At 32.9% G+C, this 18,548-nt stretch carries 17 protein-coding genes; 8 read left to right on the top strand and 9 right to left on the bottom strand.

From position 1 onward, the window contains the following. Positions 1-33: 33 nt before the first annotated feature. The 5 genes from QWY90_RS08945 to QWY90_RS08925 form a co-directional block, all read right to left on the bottom strand. Positions 34-612 (bottom strand): hypothetical protein, encoded by a 579-nt coding sequence (locus QWY90_RS08945; protein WP_290285543.1) that lies wholly within the window; start codon positions 610-612, stop codon positions 34-36. A gap of 84 nt (positions 613-696) precedes the next feature. Beyond that, positions 697-1,260, bottom strand: coding sequence for a helix-turn-helix domain-containing protein (locus QWY90_RS08940; RefSeq protein ID WP_290285542.1), 564 nt, complete (start codon positions 1,258-1,260; stop codon positions 697-699). 251 nt (positions 1,261-1,511) lie between these two features. After that, the gene (gene secA, locus QWY90_RS08935; RefSeq protein ID WP_290285541.1) at positions 1,512-4,859 is read right to left on the bottom strand and encodes a preprotein translocase subunit SecA; all 3,348 of its coding nucleotides are present in this window, start codon (positions 4,857-4,859) and stop codon (positions 1,512-1,514) included. A gap of 193 nt (positions 4,860-5,052) precedes the next feature. After that, positions 5,053-5,274 carry a DUF2795 domain-containing protein gene (locus tag QWY90_RS08930; protein WP_002986941.1) on the bottom strand — a complete coding sequence of 74 codons (222 nt, stop codon included), beginning with the start codon at positions 5,272-5,274 and terminating at the stop codon, positions 5,053-5,055. A 165-nt stretch (positions 5,275-5,439) separates the two neighbouring features. Beyond that, positions 5,440-6,009 carry a cob(I)yrinic acid a,c-diamide adenosyltransferase gene (locus QWY90_RS08925; protein ID WP_290285533.1) on the bottom strand — a complete coding sequence of 190 codons (570 nt, stop codon included), beginning with the start codon at positions 6,007-6,009 and terminating at the stop codon, positions 5,440-5,442. Positions 6,010-6,150: 141 nt separating this feature from the next. Here QWY90_RS08925 and QWY90_RS08920 point away from each other — a divergent pair, with 141 nt between their 5' ends. The 4 genes from QWY90_RS08920 to QWY90_RS08905 are packed head-to-tail and all read left to right on the top strand — an operon-like array spanning position 6,151 to position 9,847. Further along, a complete protein-coding gene (locus QWY90_RS08920; protein ID WP_290285532.1) occupies positions 6,151-7,047 on the top strand; it encodes a MerR family transcriptional regulator in 897 nt (298 codons plus the stop codon). 57 nt (positions 7,048-7,104) lie between these two features. Then, positions 7,105-8,562: a bifunctional phytoene desaturase/3,4-desaturase gene (crtID, locus tag QWY90_RS08915; protein WP_290285531.1), complete on the top strand. Its 1,458-nt coding sequence runs from the start codon at positions 7,105-7,107 to the stop codon at positions 8,560-8,562. Next, positions 8,562-9,401: a phytoene/squalene synthase family protein gene (locus tag QWY90_RS08910; RefSeq protein WP_290285530.1), complete on the top strand. Its 840-nt coding sequence runs from the start codon at positions 8,562-8,564 to the stop codon at positions 9,399-9,401. The genes crtID and QWY90_RS08910 overlap by 1 nt, the downstream gene beginning before the upstream one ends. Next, positions 9,398-9,847 carry a sterol desaturase family protein gene (locus tag QWY90_RS08905; protein ID WP_290285529.1) on the top strand — a complete coding sequence of 150 codons (450 nt, stop codon included), beginning with the start codon at positions 9,398-9,400 and terminating at the stop codon, positions 9,845-9,847. Before QWY90_RS08910 ends, QWY90_RS08905 begins: the two co-directional genes overlap by 4 nt. Positions 9,848-9,862: 15 nt before the next feature. On the opposite strand, the gene QWY90_RS08900 is transcribed toward QWY90_RS08905, so the two are convergent. Next, positions 9,863-10,549 carry an ABC transporter ATP-binding protein gene (locus QWY90_RS08900; protein WP_290285528.1) on the bottom strand — a complete coding sequence of 229 codons (687 nt, stop codon included), beginning with the start codon at positions 10,547-10,549 and terminating at the stop codon, positions 9,863-9,865. Positions 10,550-10,589: 40 nt separating this feature from the next. Then, entirely contained in the window at positions 10,590-10,721 is a 132-nt protein-coding gene (locus tag QWY90_RS08895; protein WP_290285527.1) for a hypothetical protein, read from the bottom strand. 155 nt (positions 10,722-10,876) lie between these two features. Between QWY90_RS08895 and QWY90_RS08890 the strand changes: the two genes are divergently transcribed. Then, positions 10,877-11,551 (top strand): hypothetical protein, encoded by a 675-nt coding sequence (locus tag QWY90_RS08890; protein ID WP_290285526.1) that lies wholly within the window; start codon positions 10,877-10,879, stop codon positions 11,549-11,551. A gap of 132 nt (positions 11,552-11,683) precedes the next feature. Beyond that, the gene (locus QWY90_RS08885; protein WP_290285525.1) at positions 11,684-13,054 is read left to right on the top strand and encodes a T9SS type A sorting domain-containing protein; all 1,371 of its coding nucleotides are present in this window, start codon (positions 11,684-11,686) and stop codon (positions 13,052-13,054) included. Here QWY90_RS08885 and QWY90_RS08880 read toward each other — a convergent pair. Both QWY90_RS08880 and QWY90_RS08875 read right to left on the bottom strand, forming a co-directional pair. Beyond that, positions 13,051-13,830 (bottom strand): O-methyltransferase, encoded by a 780-nt coding sequence (locus tag QWY90_RS08880; protein WP_290285524.1) that lies wholly within the window; start codon positions 13,828-13,830, stop codon positions 13,051-13,053. The genes QWY90_RS08885 and QWY90_RS08880 overlap by 4 nt on opposite strands. A gap of 109 nt (positions 13,831-13,939) precedes the next feature. After that, positions 13,940-15,802, bottom strand: a complete 1,863-nt coding sequence (locus QWY90_RS08875; RefSeq protein ID WP_290285523.1) for an ABC-F family ATP-binding cassette domain-containing protein — start codon at positions 15,800-15,802, stop codon at positions 13,940-13,942. A 123-nt stretch (positions 15,803-15,925) separates the two neighbouring features. Between QWY90_RS08875 and QWY90_RS08870 the strand changes: the two genes are divergently transcribed. Further along, positions 15,926-17,086 (top strand): glycosyltransferase family 2 protein, encoded by a 1,161-nt coding sequence (locus tag QWY90_RS08870; protein ID WP_290285522.1) that lies wholly within the window; start codon positions 15,926-15,928, stop codon positions 17,084-17,086. Between the two features lie 106 nt (positions 17,087-17,192). Next, on the top strand, positions 17,193-18,527 hold the full coding sequence (locus QWY90_RS08865; RefSeq protein WP_290285521.1) for a dihydrolipoamide acetyltransferase family protein: 1,335 nt from the start codon (positions 17,193-17,195) through the stop codon (positions 18,525-18,527). The last annotated feature ends 21 nt before the right edge of the window (positions 18,528-18,548 follow it).

Here is an 18,548-nt window from a genome sequence, read left to right as displayed (position 1 = left end):
TACTAATAGTAAGATAAAGGTAAATACTATTTTTTATAAACCCAATTCTTTTTTTACTCTTTCACCAAAAATTGTTTCAAATGAAGCTAACTGATTGGCATCATCTAAGTTGAAAAATCTCCAAGTATTATTGGTCGTTTCGTCCATAATTGCAATATAAGTCGAAATTCTTCTTACGTTGAAACTGTTTCTTTTTGGCTCAAAAGTAACTTCATTTGTTTTGTTAATTTGCTTTAACCAAGTAGCTTTTTCAGAAGCAGTTTCTGTGTTTAATTTGGTTTCAAAAAAGTAGCGCATCGGATTTCGAAATGTAATCACACAAAATGATTTGCCTTCTAGTTTCTTTATTGTGCCATACTGAAAAGCTAAAGTTTCTAATTGTTCACGCAAGCGGTATTCATCATTTTCATAATATTTCTCAAGCTTTTCCAGCATAACATCTTTACCTAAAGTTATTACCATATTTGGATAAGAAAAGGAAACAATAGTTTCAAAATCCATCAGATAATTAGCCTCATATAAATTTTTGGTAGCTATTTTCAAACTTTCTGTAGTTTGTGAGAAAGTTGAAATACTTAGGAAAAGGAAAACAAAAAGAAGTTTATTTTTCATTTACAATTTAATTATATTTCAAATATAAAAAAATCCCAATAGTTTATGCTATTGGGAATTATATTTATGGATACCAACTTAATTTTACAATTCTTCCAGTTGAATCCTTTTTTTGTATTGTTTGATTTTTTTAAAATAGGTAGGCGTCAGTCCAGTTACTTTTTTAAATTGGTTAGATAAGTGGGCAACACTACTATATTCCATTAAGTGACCTATTTCAGTAAGTGATAACTCATCGTAAAGAAGCAATTCTTTTACACGCTCTATTTTATTTAAAATGATGTAATTTACAATGGTAGTTCCGGTAACTTCGGAAAAAAGATTCGCAAGATGTGTGTAGTTATAGTCTAATTCCTTACTCAGATATTCAGAAAAATTTACTTTGGGATATTTTTCGGAGTAATGTACCAGTTCTATAATGGCATTTTTAGTCTTTTCGATTAGCATTGATTTTTTATCATCCATCAATTCCAATCCTTTTTTTAGCAATCCTTTGCGGAGTAATTCTCTATCCTCGGCATGAATATTTTTTTTAAGCACCACTTCTCCCAAATCAATAGTTGAATGTGCTAATTTCAATTTGTCTAATTCCTCTTTCACTGCTATTTTGCAACGAAGCGAAACCATGTATTTAATGTGTATTTTCAATGTAAATGGGAATTGCGTTATAAAAGGAAGTAACTTTTGAAATCCAATAGTTATTTATGTTTCGGATTCCTGTAAAGGTACTCTATTTGACGGCGCGAAGGTATTTTACTTCATAGAAAAGGTTTTATATAATTTATGATTTAATTTATATATTTCACAGTTTTTGAATCAGGTAAAAAAAATCCCCAACAATTTTCACTGTTGAGGATTAAATTCTTAAGTATGCCTTCTGCAAATTGTTTTCTAAAATCTTATTCGTGAACCAAAACCCATTCACCCGAAGCCAACATACTTTCTGCTTTTTTGAATTTCATGTTTTCGGTTTTGCCGCTCATTACGTGTTTAATCGTGACAGTGTCGTTACGGTTAATTTTTGGAGTTTCTCTAACAATTGTCTCAGTTACTTGAGGTCGTTGCGAAGCAGCTTGACTAGCTTCACGGTTTGAACTTTCACTGCTTTGAATTTCATCTTTACTTTCGATGTAATTTTGTTTTTCACGAACCTGACGAGCTTCTTGAATGCTATTGTTTTGCTGTGGTAAATCACCTTTAAACAAGAATGATATCACTTCTTTATTAACGCCATCAAGCATTGTTCTGAATAAGTTGAAAGCTTCTAATTTATAGATTAGCAATGGATCTTTTTGTTCATGAACCGCCAATTGAACCGATTGTTTCAACTCGTCCATTTTGCGTAAATGTTTTTTCCAAGCTTCATCTACAATAGCTAATGTTATATTTTTTTCGAAGTCAGCCACTAATTGTGCTCCATGAGTATCGTATGCTTTTTTCAAATCGGTTACTACATTCAGCGTTTTGATTCCATCTGAAAACGGAACAATAATTCTCTCAAATGTATTTCCTTCTTTTTTGTATACATCTGTAATAATCGGCAATGCTTCACGAGCACTTCTTTCCGTTTTCTCAACATAATAAGCCATTGCAGCTTTATATACTTTACCAGTGATTTCCATTTCTGATAATTTCTCAAAATCACTTTGTGAAATTGGAGAAGTTATAGAGAAGTATCTAATCAACTCAAATTCGAAGTTTTTGAAATCGTTTTTGCTTTTATTTTCACTTACGATTAATTCGCAAGTATCATACATCATATTGGCAATGTCAAGTTTCAGACGTTCTCCGTGCAATGCATGGCGGCGACGTTTGTAAACCACTTCACGTTGTGCATTCATAACATCATCATATTCAAGCAAACGTTTACGGGTTCCGAAGTTGTTTTCCTCGACTTTTTTCTGAGCACGTTCAATAGATTTAGTCATCATTGAATGTTGGATTACTTCACCTTCTTTCAATCCCATTCTGTCCATGATTTTGGCTACTCTGTCTGAACCGAATAAACGCATCAAATTATCTTCAAGAGAAACATAGAACTGAGAACTTCCCGGATCACCTTGACGACCAGCACGACCACGCAACTGACGGTCAACACGACGTGAATCGTGACGTTCAGTTCCAATAATTGCTAAGCCACCAGCAGCTTTTACTTCTGGAGTTAGCTTGATATCGGTTCCACGACCAGCCATGTTTGTAGCGATTGTTACCACTCCAGGTTTACCCGCTTCTTCTACAATTTGTGCTTCTTGTTTATGCATTTTCGCATTCAATACATTGTGATTTACACCACGTATTTTCAACATTCGGCTCAATAATTCTGAAATCTCTACAGATGTTGTTCCAATAAGAACTGGTCTTCCGGCTTGAGATAATTGAGTAACATCTTCAATAACAGCATTGAATTTTTCACGAACCGAACGGTAAATTAAATCTTCTTTATCAATTCTTGACATTCCTCGGTTAGTTGGAATTTCGACAACATCTAATTTATAGATTTCCCAAAGTTCACCCGCTTCTGTTACTGCTGTTCCAGTCATTCCGGCTAATTTGCTGTACATACGGAAATAATTCTGTAGTGTAATGGTAGCAAATGTTTGTGTTGCAGCTTCAATGGTAACTTGTTCTTTGGCTTCAATGGCTTGGTGTAATCCGTCAGAATAACGACGACCATCCATGATACGACCTGTTTGCTCATCGACAATTAAAATTTTATTGTCCATGATAACATATTCTACATCTTTTTCAAACAGCGTATAGGCTTTTAATAGTTGAGTAAGAGTGTGAATTCTTTCTGATTTGATTCCAAAATCCTGGAATAATTTTTCTTTGGCTTCCGCTTCTTTGTCTTTATCAAGATTTTGTTTTTCGATGTTGGCAATTTCGGTTCCTATATCTGGTAAAACAAAGAACTTATCATCAGTATCTTTCGAAAGAAATTGGATTCCGTTATCTGATAATTCTACTTGATTGTTTTTTTCTTCTATTACAAAATACATTGCTTCGTCAACTTCCGGCATTTTACGGTTGTTGTCTGACATGTATTCGTTTTCGGTTTTTTGCAATAATTGTTTAACACCTTCTTCACTCAAGAATTTGATAAGTGCTTTATTTTTTGGTAATGCTCTATAAGCTCTCAACAGTTGAAAACCAGCATCTTTCATGTTTCCTTCTTTGAAGAAACGTTTAGCTTCGGTTAGAAATCCGTTTGCCAATTGACGTTGTAAGTTGTATAGGTTTTCGATTTTTGGTTTCAATTCGTTGAATTCGTGACGGTCACCATCTGGCACCGGGCCAGAAATAATCAATGGTGTTCTGGCATCATCAATCAATACAGAATCTACCTCATCGACAATCGCGTAGTTGTGTTTTCTTTGCACCAAATCTTCCGGCGAATGCGCCATATTATCACGCAGGTAATCAAAACCAAATTCGTTATTAGTACCATAAGTAATATCGGCTTCGTAAGCTTTTCTACGTGCATCTGAATTTGGTGAGTGATTATCAATACAATCGACTGTTAAACCATGAAATTCAAATAGTGGAGCTTTCCATGTACTATCCCGTTTTGCTAAGTAATCATTCACGGTTACTAAGTGAACCCCATTTCCTGTTAAAGCATTTAAGTAGAGTGGAAGTGTAGCCACCAAAGTTTTTCCTTCACCTGTTTGCATTTCGGCAATTTTTCCTTCGTGTAATACGATACCTCCAATCAGCTGGACATCGTAGTGAATCATGTCCCAAGTGATTTCTTTTCCGGCAGCATTCCATTGGTTTGACCAATTGGTTTGGTCTCCAACTAAAGTAATATAAGGTTTTGTAGCCGAAAGTTCTCTGTCTTTTTCAGTTGAAGTAACAGTAATAGTTGAATTTTCTTTAAAACGTTTAGCCGTTTCTTTAATTACGGCGAAAGCTTCAGGAAGGATTTCCATCAATACTTTTTCTGAGATTTCGTAAGCTTCTTTTTCTAAAGCGTCAATGGCATTGTAGATATCTTCTCTTAAATCGATATCAGCCGTATTTTCGGCTTCTATTTTTTTAGCTTCAATATCGGCGTCTTGTTTGGCGCGTGCTTGTTTGATTTTTTCTTTGAACTCTGCTGTTTTAGCTCTTAACTCATCGTGAGAAAGTGCTGCTAATACAGGTTCTAATGCTTTTATTTTGGTTATATAAGGTTGTGTAGCTTTGACATCTTTTTGAGATTTGTCGCCTACAAAAGCTTTGATAATGCTATTTATGAAACTCATAATTGGGTTGGTATTTATATTTTAATGTTATCAGTTTTCGGTTATCAGTATTGTTCGTTGGTAAAAAAGATTTTAATAAATTTAGCTTATTGAAAAACTTTTAAAACAGAGAACAGACAACCGATTATGGTGTGCAAATTTAAACAAAAAAAAAGCCCTAAACGGACTTTTCTCTTTTGTGATTTTTTATTTTTTAATATTCATCCTCATTCCAAAGGTAATCTTCGTCGGTTGGATAATCAGGCCAAATTTCTTCCATAGATTCGTAGATTTCTCCTTCATCTTCTATAGATTGTAAATTCTCAACTACTTCAAGAGGAGCACCTGTTCTGATGGCGTAATCTATAAGTTCATCTTTGGTTGCTGGCCAAGGCGCATCACTTAAATACGATGCTAATTCTAACGTCCAATACATCTTCTATCGATTTTAATTTAATGCAAAAATAAATTTATTACTGAAAAAGTCAAGTTTTTTTTGATTTATTTTTAAATATGTTTAAGAACGTTGTTTTGCAAGTGGTCAGTGTTCAGTTTTTAGAGATCTGTAAACCACAGTTTTTTCAATACTGTTTACTGAACACTATTTCCTCGGAATCCATTGTACTTCATCTGCAGACAAATCTTTGGACAACTTTCGTGCCAATACAAAAAGGTAGTCAGAAAGTCGGTTTAGGTACTTTATTACAAGTTCATCGGTAGGCTCTAATTCATGTAAATGCACAGCTAAACGTTCCGCTCTACGGCAAACGCAGCGTGAAATGTGACAATATGACACAGTAGTATGTCCACCAGGCAAAATAAAGTGTGTCATTTGCGGTAAGGAATCTTCCATGGTGTCTATTTCCTTTTCTAGAAATTCAATATCACTTTCTGTTATTCCTAGATTTTGTAATCTAGGTTGTCCATTTTTTAGTGTTTCTTTTTCTGGTGGAGTTGCCAGAATTGCGCCAACTGTAAACAAGCGGTCTTGTATTTCAATCAGAACATTTTTGTATAATTGATTGATTTCCTGATCGCGAATTAAACCAATGTGTGAGTTTAGTTCGTCAACAGTTCCGTAACTTTCAATACGTATATGGTGTTTTGGAACACGAGTTCCACCAAATAATGATGTGTTTCCTAAGTCACCTGTTTTGGTATATACTTTCATTATGAATTTTAATATTTCATTTCAAAAATAGCAAAAATTAAAGTTTTAATGGATTATTACTAATTTAAATCAATTAATAACTGAAGTATTTTGCTTAATCATATTCAATTCATATATTTGTTTAAAATAAAGTATAATTTAATGAACAAAATTAAATCTCAATTTAGTATAAAGGATTTAGAAAATCTATCAGGGATAAAATCTCATACTATTAGAATTTGGGAAAAACGATACCAGTTATTTAAGCCCAGTAGAACCGAAACAAATATTCGTTATTACTCTTTAGATGAATTTCAAAAACTTCTGAATGTTTCTTTTTTAAATAATTACGGTTATAAGATTTCTAGGATTGCTAAATTATCAGACTTAGAATTAAATAATTTAGTCAAAGAAGTTTATTCTGATAAAACAAATTCTGTCTTTGCAATAAATATTTTAAAAATAGCAATGCTTAATTTTGATGCCGTTTTGTTTAATGAAACACACAATGAATTAACGAAAACCAAGAGTTTTTCATCTATCTTTATAGAAATATACATTCCTTTTCTCAGTGAAATAGGGATGTTATGGCAAACTAATTCAATTAAACCAATTCACGAACACTTTATAAGTAATTTGATTTATCAAAAACTTGTTGAAAATATCTGTTCAATTCAAATTAAAAATAAACTTATTGACTCTGAAAAGACTTTTGTGCTTTTCCTTCCAGAAAACGAAGCACATGAAATTTCTTTGATGTTTATTAACTATCTCCTTATAAATAAAGGATATAAAACCATTTACTTTGGGTCTAGCATTCCTTTTATAGACTTATTAGAAATTAATAAATTTTATGATAATGTCGAATATGTTTCTCACTTTACTGTTATGCCTACAGCAGATGAAATAGATGATTACATTTTGAATTTTTATAATAAAATTTTAAAAGAAAATTCAAGTAAACTACATATTTCTGGTCGCCAATCTTCTTCTTTAAAATTAAATGTCCCTTCAGTATTTCAATATAATTCTGCAGAAAAATTAATAGATGCTTTGTAAAATTATATTTATTTTGTTTAATTATATTGTATATTTGTTCAACGTTATTTTAAAAAAATGAAAATCACAATAATTGGGTCAGGTTTTTCTTCTTTGGCAGCTTCTTGTTATTTAGCTAAAGCAGGTTGTGAAGTTGATGTTTACGAAAAAAACAGCACTATTGGAGGCAGAGCCAGACAACTAAAAAAGAATGGATTTACTTTTGACATTGGGCCAACATGGTATTGGATGCCTGATGTATTTGAAAAATTTTTTAATGATTTTGATAAAAAAGCATCTGATTATTATTTGTTAGAAAAATTATCTCCAGCATACAAAGTGTTCTTTAATGAAAATGACAGTATAGAAATTGCAGATAATCTAAAATCAATTGTATCAACTTTTGAGTCAATTGAAAAAGGAAGCGGAAAGAAATTAGAAAGCTTTATAGAGGAAGCTAAAACGAACTATGATATTGCAATCAAAGATTTAGTTTACAGACCGGGTGATTCTATAGTTGAATTGATTACTCCTCAAACGGCTTTGCGCGTTACTCAGTTTTTTTCTACTATAAGTAAAACAGTAAAATCTAAATTTAAAGATTTTCGTTTGCAACAAATTTTGGAATTTCCAGTTTTGTTTCTTGGAGCTAAACCATCAAATACACCAGGTTTTTACAATTTTATGAATTATGCCGATTTTGGTTTGGGAACTTGGCATCCTAAAGGAGGTATGTATAAAGTTGTGGAAGCCATGGAGAGTTTAGCAAAAGAACTAGGCGTAAAATTTCATGTAGACGCGAATGTTGAAAAAATTAATATTGAAAACAATACTGTTGTTGGGATTCAAGTGAATGGTAAAACTATTCAAACTGATGTCATTTTAAGTGGAGCTGACTATCATTTCACTGAAACTTTATTAGAAAAACCGTATCGTCAATACTCAGAAAAATATTGGGACAAAAAAACATTTGCACCATCTTCTCTCTTGTTTTATGTAGGGTTTGATAAAAAAATAAAAAATGTAAATCATCATACTTTATTTTTTGATGCGCCATTTGAGCAACATGCAATAGAAATTTATGATACAAAACAATGGCCTCAAAATCCTTTGTTTTATGCTAGTTTTCCATCCAAAACAGATGATTCTTGTGCTCCTGCTGATTTTGAAGCTGGTATTTTCTTAATTCCATTAGCAATTGATTTAGAAGATACTCCTGAGATTAGAGAAAAATATTTCAATAAAATTATCGAACGATTTGAAAAATTAACGAATCAATCGGTAAAAGAAAACATTATCTTTAAAGAATCATTTTGTGTCAACGATTTTAAAAAAGAGTACAATTCATATAAAGGTAATGCATACGGATTAGCGAATATATTAACTCAAACTGCTTTTTTAAGACCAAAAATAAAAAGTAAAAAAGTAGCTAATTTATATTTCACAGGGCAACTTACTGTTCCCGGTCCAGGTGTTCCACCGGCCTTAATTTCCGGAAAAATTGCAAGTGATAAAATAATTAAAACATATAAATAATGAAAAAATTATTTGATAAATCTTCATTGGATTGCAGTAAAATAATTACTAAAAATTATAGTACATCATTTTCTCTGGCAATAAAATTACTTTCATCAAAAATTCAAGATGATATATATGCTATATATGGTTTTGTAAGGTGTGCAGATGAAATTGTTGATACTTTCAATGATTTTAACCAAGAAGAATTATTGACAGAATTTGAAATCGATTTTTACAAAGCATATGACAGAAAGATAAGTGTTAATCCACTTTTAAATGCCTTCCAAGATGTAGTGCACAGGTATGACATTATGGATTTAGTTGTTCCTTTTTTAAAGAGTATGCGAATGGATTTAAATAAAAAAGAATACTTGACCATAAGTGAATATGAAGAATATATATTTGGCTCTGCTGATGTAGTAGGATTGATGTGTTTGAAAGTTTTCGTGAATGGAGATGAAAAAAAATATAACGAATTGAAAGATAGCGCTATGAAACTAGGTTCTGCCTTTCAAAAAGTAAATTTTTTACGAGATTTAAAACACGATTATGAAACTTTAGGAAGGGTTTATTTTCCAGAAATAAATTTGTTAACTTTATCTAATGAAGATAAATATAAGATTATTAAAGAAATTGAAGACGATTTTAAAATTGCTTTAACTGGAATTAGAAATCTACCTAAAGAAGCTAAATTTGGAGTCTATACCGCTTATAAATATTATATGAGTTTGTTAAAAAGAATAGCTAAAACCCAACCTGAAGAAATTTTAAGCAAAAGGATAAGAGTCGATGATGTTAGTAAGTTGTTTATTGTTGGAAAATCGTACGTTAAGTACCAATTAAATTATATGTTATGATAGCATTACAATACTTTGTAATTACTTTAATTACCTTTCTTATTATGGAATGTGTAACATGGCTTACACACAAATATGTTATGCATGGTTTTTTGTGGTATTTACATGAAGACCATCACCAACCAAAATATTTATCTTTTTTTGAAAAGAACGATTTGTTTTTTATCATTTTCGCTATACCAAGTATTTTGCTTTTTTATTTTGGAGTTAATCCACAATTAAACTATTTGTTTTTTATTGGATTAGGTATTTTACTATACGGAATGGCTTATTTTTTTATTCACGAAATTATAATACACCAGCGGATAAAAATGTTTACCAGAACCAAGATTAAATATTTTGTTGGGTTAAGAAAAGCGCACAAAATACACCACAAACATCTTGGCAAAGAAGAAGGAGAATGTTTTGGAATGTTGTACGTACCAAGAAAATATTTTTCTATTTAATATAGAGAGTTTTTTTTATTTTGAAGTATCACTTTCAATCATGCCGTCTTTCATCCTAATAACTCTGTGAGCATATTTGGCTATGTCCTCTTCGTGTGTAACAACTATAACTGTATTGCCGTTTTTGTGAATATCGTTGAAAAGATTCATAATTTCAATCGATGTTTTACTATCTAAATTTCCAGTAGGCTCATCAGCCAAAATGATTGAAGGTTTATTAACCAATGCTCTGGCGATAGCCACACGTTGGCGCTGTCCACCCGAAAGCTGGTTGGGTTGGTGATCCATTCTGTCAGAAAGAGCTACTTGTTTCAAAACTTCCGTGGCACGCTCGTTTCTTTCTGATTTAGAAAAACCAGCATAAATCATTGGTAATGCTACATTATCTAAAGCGGTTGTTCTTGGCAATAGGTTAAAGGTTTGAAATACAAAACCAATTTCTTTGTTTCTGATTTCGGCTAAATCGTCATCGTGCATTTGGCTGATATCTTTCCCATTGAGTATATATGTCCCCGATGTTGGTGTATCTAAACATCCCAAAAGATTCATTAGTGTAGATTTTCCAGAACCTGATGGTCCCATTAAAGCAACATATTCTCCTTTGTTGATTTGTAAATCGATGCCTTTTAAAACGTTGATTGTTTCATTTCCGAGTTGGAAATCACGCGTTAATTTCTTGATGTTTATTAATGGATTTGCCATTTTTTAATTCTGAATTTGTATTAAAGTTATAAAAACTAAGTTAATTTATGAAGTGATGTAACCATTGTCCAAAATCATAGCCAGCTCTTACTAAAATTATAATTCCTAAAATAACAACAAACGGCAATAGAATTTTAAATTGTTTTGATTTTAAAAATTTTTGAGTTTCCATTATTTTAAATTTTAAGTTCAGCTATAGGTAGACGCTACCTTCAAATTGTTACAGTTAGTAATGTTGTAATTGTGTAAATCGTTTTTATAAATGTGTAACGGCTTACTATATAAAAGCAAGTAGTTTTACATCAAACAATTAACAATAATAGTATTATGAAAAAAAGTGCATTAACAATCGGAATTTTGGCTACTATAATTTTAGCTTTCGCATCTTGTAAAGATGAAAAACAGGCCGAGGCCGAAAAAACAGTTACTAATTATGTAACTTATGTCGACTCAGTTGGAAATGTTACCTCTGACGATGCCAAAGCAAATTGGTCTGATATAGATGCTGGTTATCAAGCAAAAGTTTCTGAAGCAGAAATGTCTTTAGCTGAAGCAAAGGATGCAGAAGCATTAAGAGAAAAATTAGCGGTTAGTAAAGCAAAATATGAGTCTTTGAAAGCAAAGTATCAAGCAGAATTGGATGCTAAAAAAGTAGTAGTTGTTAAAACGCCAAATCAATTGTTGAGAGATAGATTTTTTGGAGAAGGAAAAGTGGGTGAAGACATGAATTTTTCTTGGGTAAACAAAGACAATATTTTAAAAGTATATGATCAATTTTTCCAATCATATAAAGACAATAAAGGTGATTTTTCAAGAGAAGATTATGATGAAACTAAACTGATATATGAAGCATTAGACAGCAGAAAAAATACAGTTGAAAAAGAAGGTTTGTCTTCTGAAGACAACACTAAAATAGCTTCTATAAAATTCAAGTTTGCACCTATGTTTAAAATAAACAGAATTGGCGCTAAAACAAGAGAAATGGAAAAAGCAAAAGAATAAAAAATAAGGTTGGTTTTTTAATGAAAGAAATGGCAAGCAGGGATGTTTGCCATTTTTTATATATGTTTATAATAAAAAACCTTTTTTAGCGTTATATTTATTGTAAGTATTATCTAACTCAAATAAAAAATCATGAAAAAAACAATCCTTTTTTTATTCTTACTTTCTATGAATTTTCAAGGTTATACACAATGTTGGAAATCAGTTTCAGCAAGTATATATACTACAATGGCGATAAAGAATGATGGTACTTTATGGGCTTGGGGTGGCAATTTTCATGGAATGGTAGGAGACGGAACGCTTATCGATAAAAATACACCAACGCAAATAGGTACAGCAACCGATTGGAAAATAGTTTCTGCCGGTGAAAGTCATTCAATGGCAATTAAAAATGATGGCTCTCTGTGGTCATGGGGATACAATGGTTATGGCGAATTAGGTGATGGTACCAATGTTGATAAAATAGTGCCAACACAAATAGGAACTGGAACTGATTGGGAAATAGTATCCGCAACTTATTGGTCAAATATGGCAATAAAGAAAGATGGAACATTATGGGGTTGGGGCTTTAATTTTGATTATGGACAATTAGGAGACGGCACTAAAATTAATAGAAATACTCCTGTTCAAATAGGAAACGAAACGGACTGGCTTAAAGTTTCTGCCGGACCAGCACATACAGTTGCCCTAAAAACGAATGGGACTTTATGGGCTTGGGGTAATAATGTTTATGGACAATTTGGAAATGGTAATAATATCAATTCTCTTGTACCAATACAAATTGGAACAGATTCCGATTGGGTTGAAGCTTTAGCCGGAGAATATCACACATTAGCTTTGAAGACTAATGGTACAATTTGGTCTACAGGATTAAACTCTGACGGAAGACTTGGTGATGGAACTATAAGCGCGAGAAATTTACTTCTACAAGTTGGGACTGCTGATGATTGGCAAAGTATTGGAATTGGAAAATATAATTCCATTGGAATTAAAAACAATGGCACTTTGTGGACTTGCGGAATGAATTATCATGGTTTGTTAGGCGATGGTACTTCAACAGAAAGACATGTATTAACTCAAATTGGTACAGCTACTAATTGGAAGACAGCTCAAACAGGTGAATATCATACGGTAGCACTAAAAAAAGATGATACTTTTTTGATTTGGGGAGATAATATGTACGGTCAGTTGGGTAATGATGGCATGAGTACTTTTTCGCTTTCTCCGTCAACAATTACTTGTTCAGCCATCTTAGCATTAGAAGAGCAAAATAACTTATCTTATTCAATTTATCCCAATCCAACAAAATCTATTTTAAATATTCAGTTTTCAACTGTTACGGACATTTATAGAATTTTAATAGTTGATATGACAGGGAAAAAAGTTTTGGAACAAAATGGCAATGCTAATCGAATTAACGTTCAAAATCTGGCGCAAGGATCATACATCATTTCAGTAGTAACTAACGAAAAAGTAATCAATCAAAAGTTTATTAAAAACTAAACTCTAATCACAAAATCTTCCTTCGGTTGTTCTTTTCTAAAGAATACTAATCCCCATTGAAAAGTATCAATAGTAACAGTAACTTTCGGATGAATTTTTATAATCTCCCAAGCCTCTTCCATATCATGCGACCAATGAATATCATCAAAAATCCAAACGCTTTCATTAGTCACTGTTGGCAATAACAATTCGAAATAGTTTAAGGTTGCAAGTTTAGAATGATTGCCATCGAAGTAAATAAGTTGGCAATATTCAGTTTTTAGTTTGCAGCTTGTTAAGAATGAATTAAACTCGGTTGCAACTGAATTGATATTTGCTAGCCCAAATTCTTCAAATTGCTTTTTGGCTTTAGCCAAAGTAGTATCACAACCTTCTAACGTGGTAATTTTTGCTTTAGAATTTCCAAGAGATAACGCTGAAGTCGCCAATCCTAATGAAGTTCCGATTTCCAGAATATTTTCCGGTTGGAAATATTTTGTAATCCTGAAAAGCAGTTCTGCTCTTTTACTAGAAATTCCGGCATTTTTTGCAATTTGGTTTATTGCTCTTGTATTGCTTTTAAAAACTTTTGAACCCGCACCAAAATCAGTAACTTCAATAGTGCTATGGTTTTCTAAAAGTGTTTTTTTATAGCTTTTCAGAATGGAATATTCGGCATAGCTTTTCTTATCATAAAAACATTTGGTAACCAAATTAAACACAAACGGCGAGTGCACTCCGTGTTCGTTTTTTGAGTTCCAGAAGAAGTTTAGATATGATTTTAATGTTTGTAGCACAAAGTATCTCAATGTTTGGCACAAAGTAACACAAAGTATATACAATAAAAAAACTTAGCGAAACATAGTGTTTGACATAGTGTTTGACTTAGTGTAACATTGTGAACCCTTATTCCATTTTTGAAGAAAGCTCAAACCAACGTTCTTCTTTTAATTCCATTTTCTTAATAATAACTTCCAGCTCTTTGGCTTTAGCTGTAATATCAGCATCAGTCACTTTACCTTCCGAAAATAACTTTTCAATTTGTTTTTTCTCGTATTCCAAGTCTTTAATTTCGCGTTCAATTTTGTTGAATTCCTTTTGTTCATTAAAATTCAGTCCGACAGAAGTATTATTTTTTTCTTTCCAATTGACTTTTTCAGTACTTACACTCGATAAGTTTTTTGGCTCAGCCGAATCTTCATAAGCTCTGAAATCGGAATAATTTCCCGGGAAATCTTCAATTTGTCCTTCGCCTCTAAAGATGAATAAGTGGTCCACAATTTTATCCATAAAATAGCGATCATGAGAAACCACCAATAAACATCCTGGATAATCCAATAAGAAACTTTCCAACACATTCAAAGTCACAATATCCAAATCATTTGTAGGCTCATCCAAAATCAAAAAGTTTGGATTCTGAATAAGTACTGTACACAAATACAAGCGTTTTAACTCACCACCGCTCAATTTTTCTACAAAGTCATATTGCTTTTTGGCATCAAATAAAAAGCGTTCTAACAACTGCGAAGCCGAAATAATTTTCCCTTTTGTTAACGGAATATATTCGCCATATTCTTTAATAATATCAATAACCTTTTGTCCCGGTTTTGGATTAATACCGCTTTGTGTGTAATAACCCACTTTAATCGTATCACCAATCACTACTTTACCAGCATCAGGAAGCAAAGTTTTGGTCAGAATATTTAAAAATGTCGATTTTCCAGTTCCATTTTTTCCAATAATGCCAATGCGTTCTCCACGTTGAAAATCATAAGTAAAATTATCCAATATGGTTTTGTCCTTGAATTTTTTGTAGAGTTTATGAAGTTCAATAATCTTGCTGCCCATGCGTTCCATGTTGATTTCAAGCTCGACAACATTTTCTTTTCTACGGCTTTCGGCAACGGATTTAATTTGATAAAAATCATCTTGTCTCGATTTCGATTTGGTTGTTCTAGCTTTTGGTTGGCGACGCATCCAGGCCAATTCTTTTACGAAAAGATTCTGCGCCTTATCAATCGTTGAGTTTTCCATGGCAATGCGCTCTTCTTTCTTTTGAAGATAATAGGAGTAATTGCCTTTGTATTGGTATAATTTACCGTTGTCTAATTCGATGATTTCATTACAAACACGCTCCAAAAAGAAACGATCGTGTGTCACCATAAACAACGTAATATTTTCTTTGGCGAAATAACTTTCTAACCACTCAATCATCTCTAAATCTAAGTGATTCGTAGGTTCATCTAAAATCAATAAATCAGGACGATTAATTAAAATGATAGCCAATGACAAGCGTTTCTTTTGTCCACCGGAAAGCGATTTCACTTTCAGTTTTAAATCCTCGAGTTTTAATTTGGACAAAATTTGTTTGAATTGCGTTTCAAAATCCCAAGCATTGTATCGGTCCATTTCATCAAAAGCCAATTGGTATTTTTCCTCGTCTTCCGGATTCTCAAGCGCTTTTTCATAGCGTTCAATTACATGTAGCACTTCATTATCCGAAGCAAAAATACTTTCCTCAATCGTCAACTCGTCTTGCAGATTACTTTTTTGGGAAAGAAATGCCATTTTCAATCCTTTTCGAATCACAACTTGTCCCGTATCAGGTTCGTCTTCGCCATTGATAATGTTCATGATACAGGTTTTTCCTGAACCATTTTTGGCAATGAAAGCAATTTTTTGGTCTTTGTTGATGCCAAAAGAAATGTCTTTAAACAACGTTCTTTCGCCAAACGATTTCGATATATTTTCTACAGAAAGGTAATTCACAAGTAACAATTTTTTGCAAAAGTAAGTCATTGCGAGGGACAAAACAATCTTTGTTTTTAAGGAAAACGCCGAAATCTAAAAATCTAACAGTCTAAAAATCTAACAATCTATTATATTTGCCCAATGCAACTATCAATCATCATCCTTAATTATAACGTGCGCTACTTTTTGGAGTTGTGCGTATTAAGTGTGCAAAAAGCCATTCAAAATCTGGATGCTGAAATCATTGTGATTGATAACAATTCTTCTGATGATAGTTGTGCCATGATGAAACAACGTTTTCCAAATATCAAACTAATTGAAAACAAAGAGAATTCGGGTTTTCCAAAAGGGAATAATATTGCGGTTAAACAAGCTAAAGGCGAATACATTTGTATTTTAAATCCGGATACTGTCGTTGCTGAAGATACGTTTGAAAAAGTGCTGGCTTTCGCCAAAAGCAAATCAGATTTAGGAATCGTAGGCTGCAAACTTATTGACGGAACCGGAAACTTTCTGCCTGAAAGCAAACGCGGCATTCCGACACCTTGGGTAGCTTTTACCAAGATTTTTGGGTTGTATAAGTTGTTTCCGAAATCATCGTTATTTAATAAATATTACGCTTGGCATTTAGGTGAAAACCAAACTGGGAAAGTGGATATTCTTGTCGGTGCTTTTATGGTCTTGAAGCGCGATTTGTATAATGAGCTTGGCGGTTTTGATGAAAATTGTTTTATGTATTCAGATGATATTGATTTGAGTTATAGGGTCTTGCAGAAAGGGAAAAGCAATTATTATTTCCATGAAACAACCGTGATTCATTACAAAGGCGAAAGCACAGTAAAAGATGGAACTTATATGAATCGTTTTCAGCAAGCAATGAATTTCTTTTATAAAAAGCATTTCAATGTTTCCTTTTTCTTTTCGCTATTTATGAAAATCGGAATTGTCTTCTTTTCTTTTGTTAAATTGTTTCAGGGAAGAGCCAAACCAAAACTAAGTCCAGAAAATTATCTGTTAGTTTCTGATAATGAAACTACAAAAGAAAAATTAGAAAACAAACTTCAAAAAAATACCGAAAGAACAGTTTTTGAAAACGGAAAAATAGTATTTTCGCAATCGATTTCGGAGAAGAAAAATAGTGAGATAATTTTGGATACAAACTATTTGAGTTTTACAGAAGCTATCTCTTTTTTCGAAACAAATAAAAATAAGTCGTTTACTTTTAAACTGTTACCAATCCAAAGTAATTTCATCATTGGAAGTAACAGCAGTAACGATAGAGGCGAAGTAATTAATTTATAGAAAAGCAAAATTATCGCTTATTCTTTTAGTATTTTTGCAGCAGACTCAAGGCCAAAGGCCGAACTGTTACGAAGTAAAATTGAAAACACAACTTTAGTTTACACATATGGCAAAGTTTGAATTGAAATTACCAAAAATGGGTGAAAGTGTTGCGGAAGCAACCATTACCAATTGGTTAAAAAACGTAGGCGAAAAAATAGAAGCTGACGAAGCTGTACTTGAAATCGCTACCGATAAAGTAGATAGCGAAGTGCCAAGCGAAGTTTCAGGAACTTTAACCGAAATTTTATTCCAGGTGAATGATGTGGTAAAAGTAGGTCAAACTATAGCTATTATTGAAACAGAAGGTGACACGAGCGTAAGCGAACTGGCGAAGCAAAGTGTTGCTCCAGAACCAGTTTCGGAAGCACTACCAACTCCTGTTGCGGTTGCAGAAGTTGCTAAAACAGTTGAAGTAGCTAAAGAAGCTGTTGCTCCAGTCGACTTCAAATCATCAGACAAATTCTATTCACCTTTAGTAAAAAATATTGCTACTGCAGAAGGAATTTCATTAGCTGAATTGGAAACAATTACTGGTTCAGGAAAAGATGGAAGAGTAGCTAAAGAAGACATCTTAAATTATATTCAAAATAGAGGAAGTCAATCAGCAGTTAAACCGAAAACTGAAAACCAACAACCGATAACAGAGAACCGACAATCGATAACTCAAGCAGTTCCCGTTTCAGTAAACGGCGGTGATGAAATTATTGAAATGGATAGAATGCGTAAGCTGATTGCAGGTTATATGGTCGCTTCTGTACAAACTTCAGCGCACGTACAATCGTTTATTGAAGTCGATGTTACAAACATTGTTAAATGGAGAGACCGAGTTAAAACAGCATTCGAAAAACGCGAAGGTGAAAAACTTACCTTCACACCAATTTTCATGGAAGCTGTCGCGAAAGCATTAAAGGATTTCCCTGGCTTGAATATTTCTGTTGATGGTGATTACATTATCAAAAGAAAAAATATCAATCTTGGAATGGCAGCAGCTTTACCAAATGGAAACCTAATCGTCCCTGTTATTAAAAATGCTGACCAGTTAAACCTTGTTGGAATGGCAAAAGCGGTAAACGATTTAGGAAACCGTGCCAAAGCCGGAAAACTAAAACCAGACGATACGCAAGGCGGAACTTATACGGTGACTAATGTTGGAACTTTCGGCTCTGTGTTCGGAACTCCAATCATCAATCAACCACAAGTCGGTATCTTGGCACTGGGTGCCATCAGAAAAGTACCGGCAGTTATCGAAACTCCGGAAGGAGATTTTATCGGAATCCGTCAAAAAATGTTCTTGTCTCACTCCTACGACCACAGGGTTGTAGATGGCGCACTAGGAGGAAGTTTTGTAAAACGGGTAGCCGATTATTTAGAAGCATTTGATGTAAACAGAGAATATTAAAAATTTAAAAAAGGAAAAACT

The sequence above is a fragment of the Flavobacterium paronense genome (assembly GCF_030409795.1).
In the GTDB taxonomy this organism is placed as follows: Bacteria; Bacteroidota; Bacteroidia; order Flavobacteriales; family Flavobacteriaceae; genus Flavobacterium; species Flavobacterium paronense.
The sequence above is the reverse complement of the archived record's forward strand: the minus strand, read 5'-3'. Positions and strand labels throughout refer to the sequence as shown.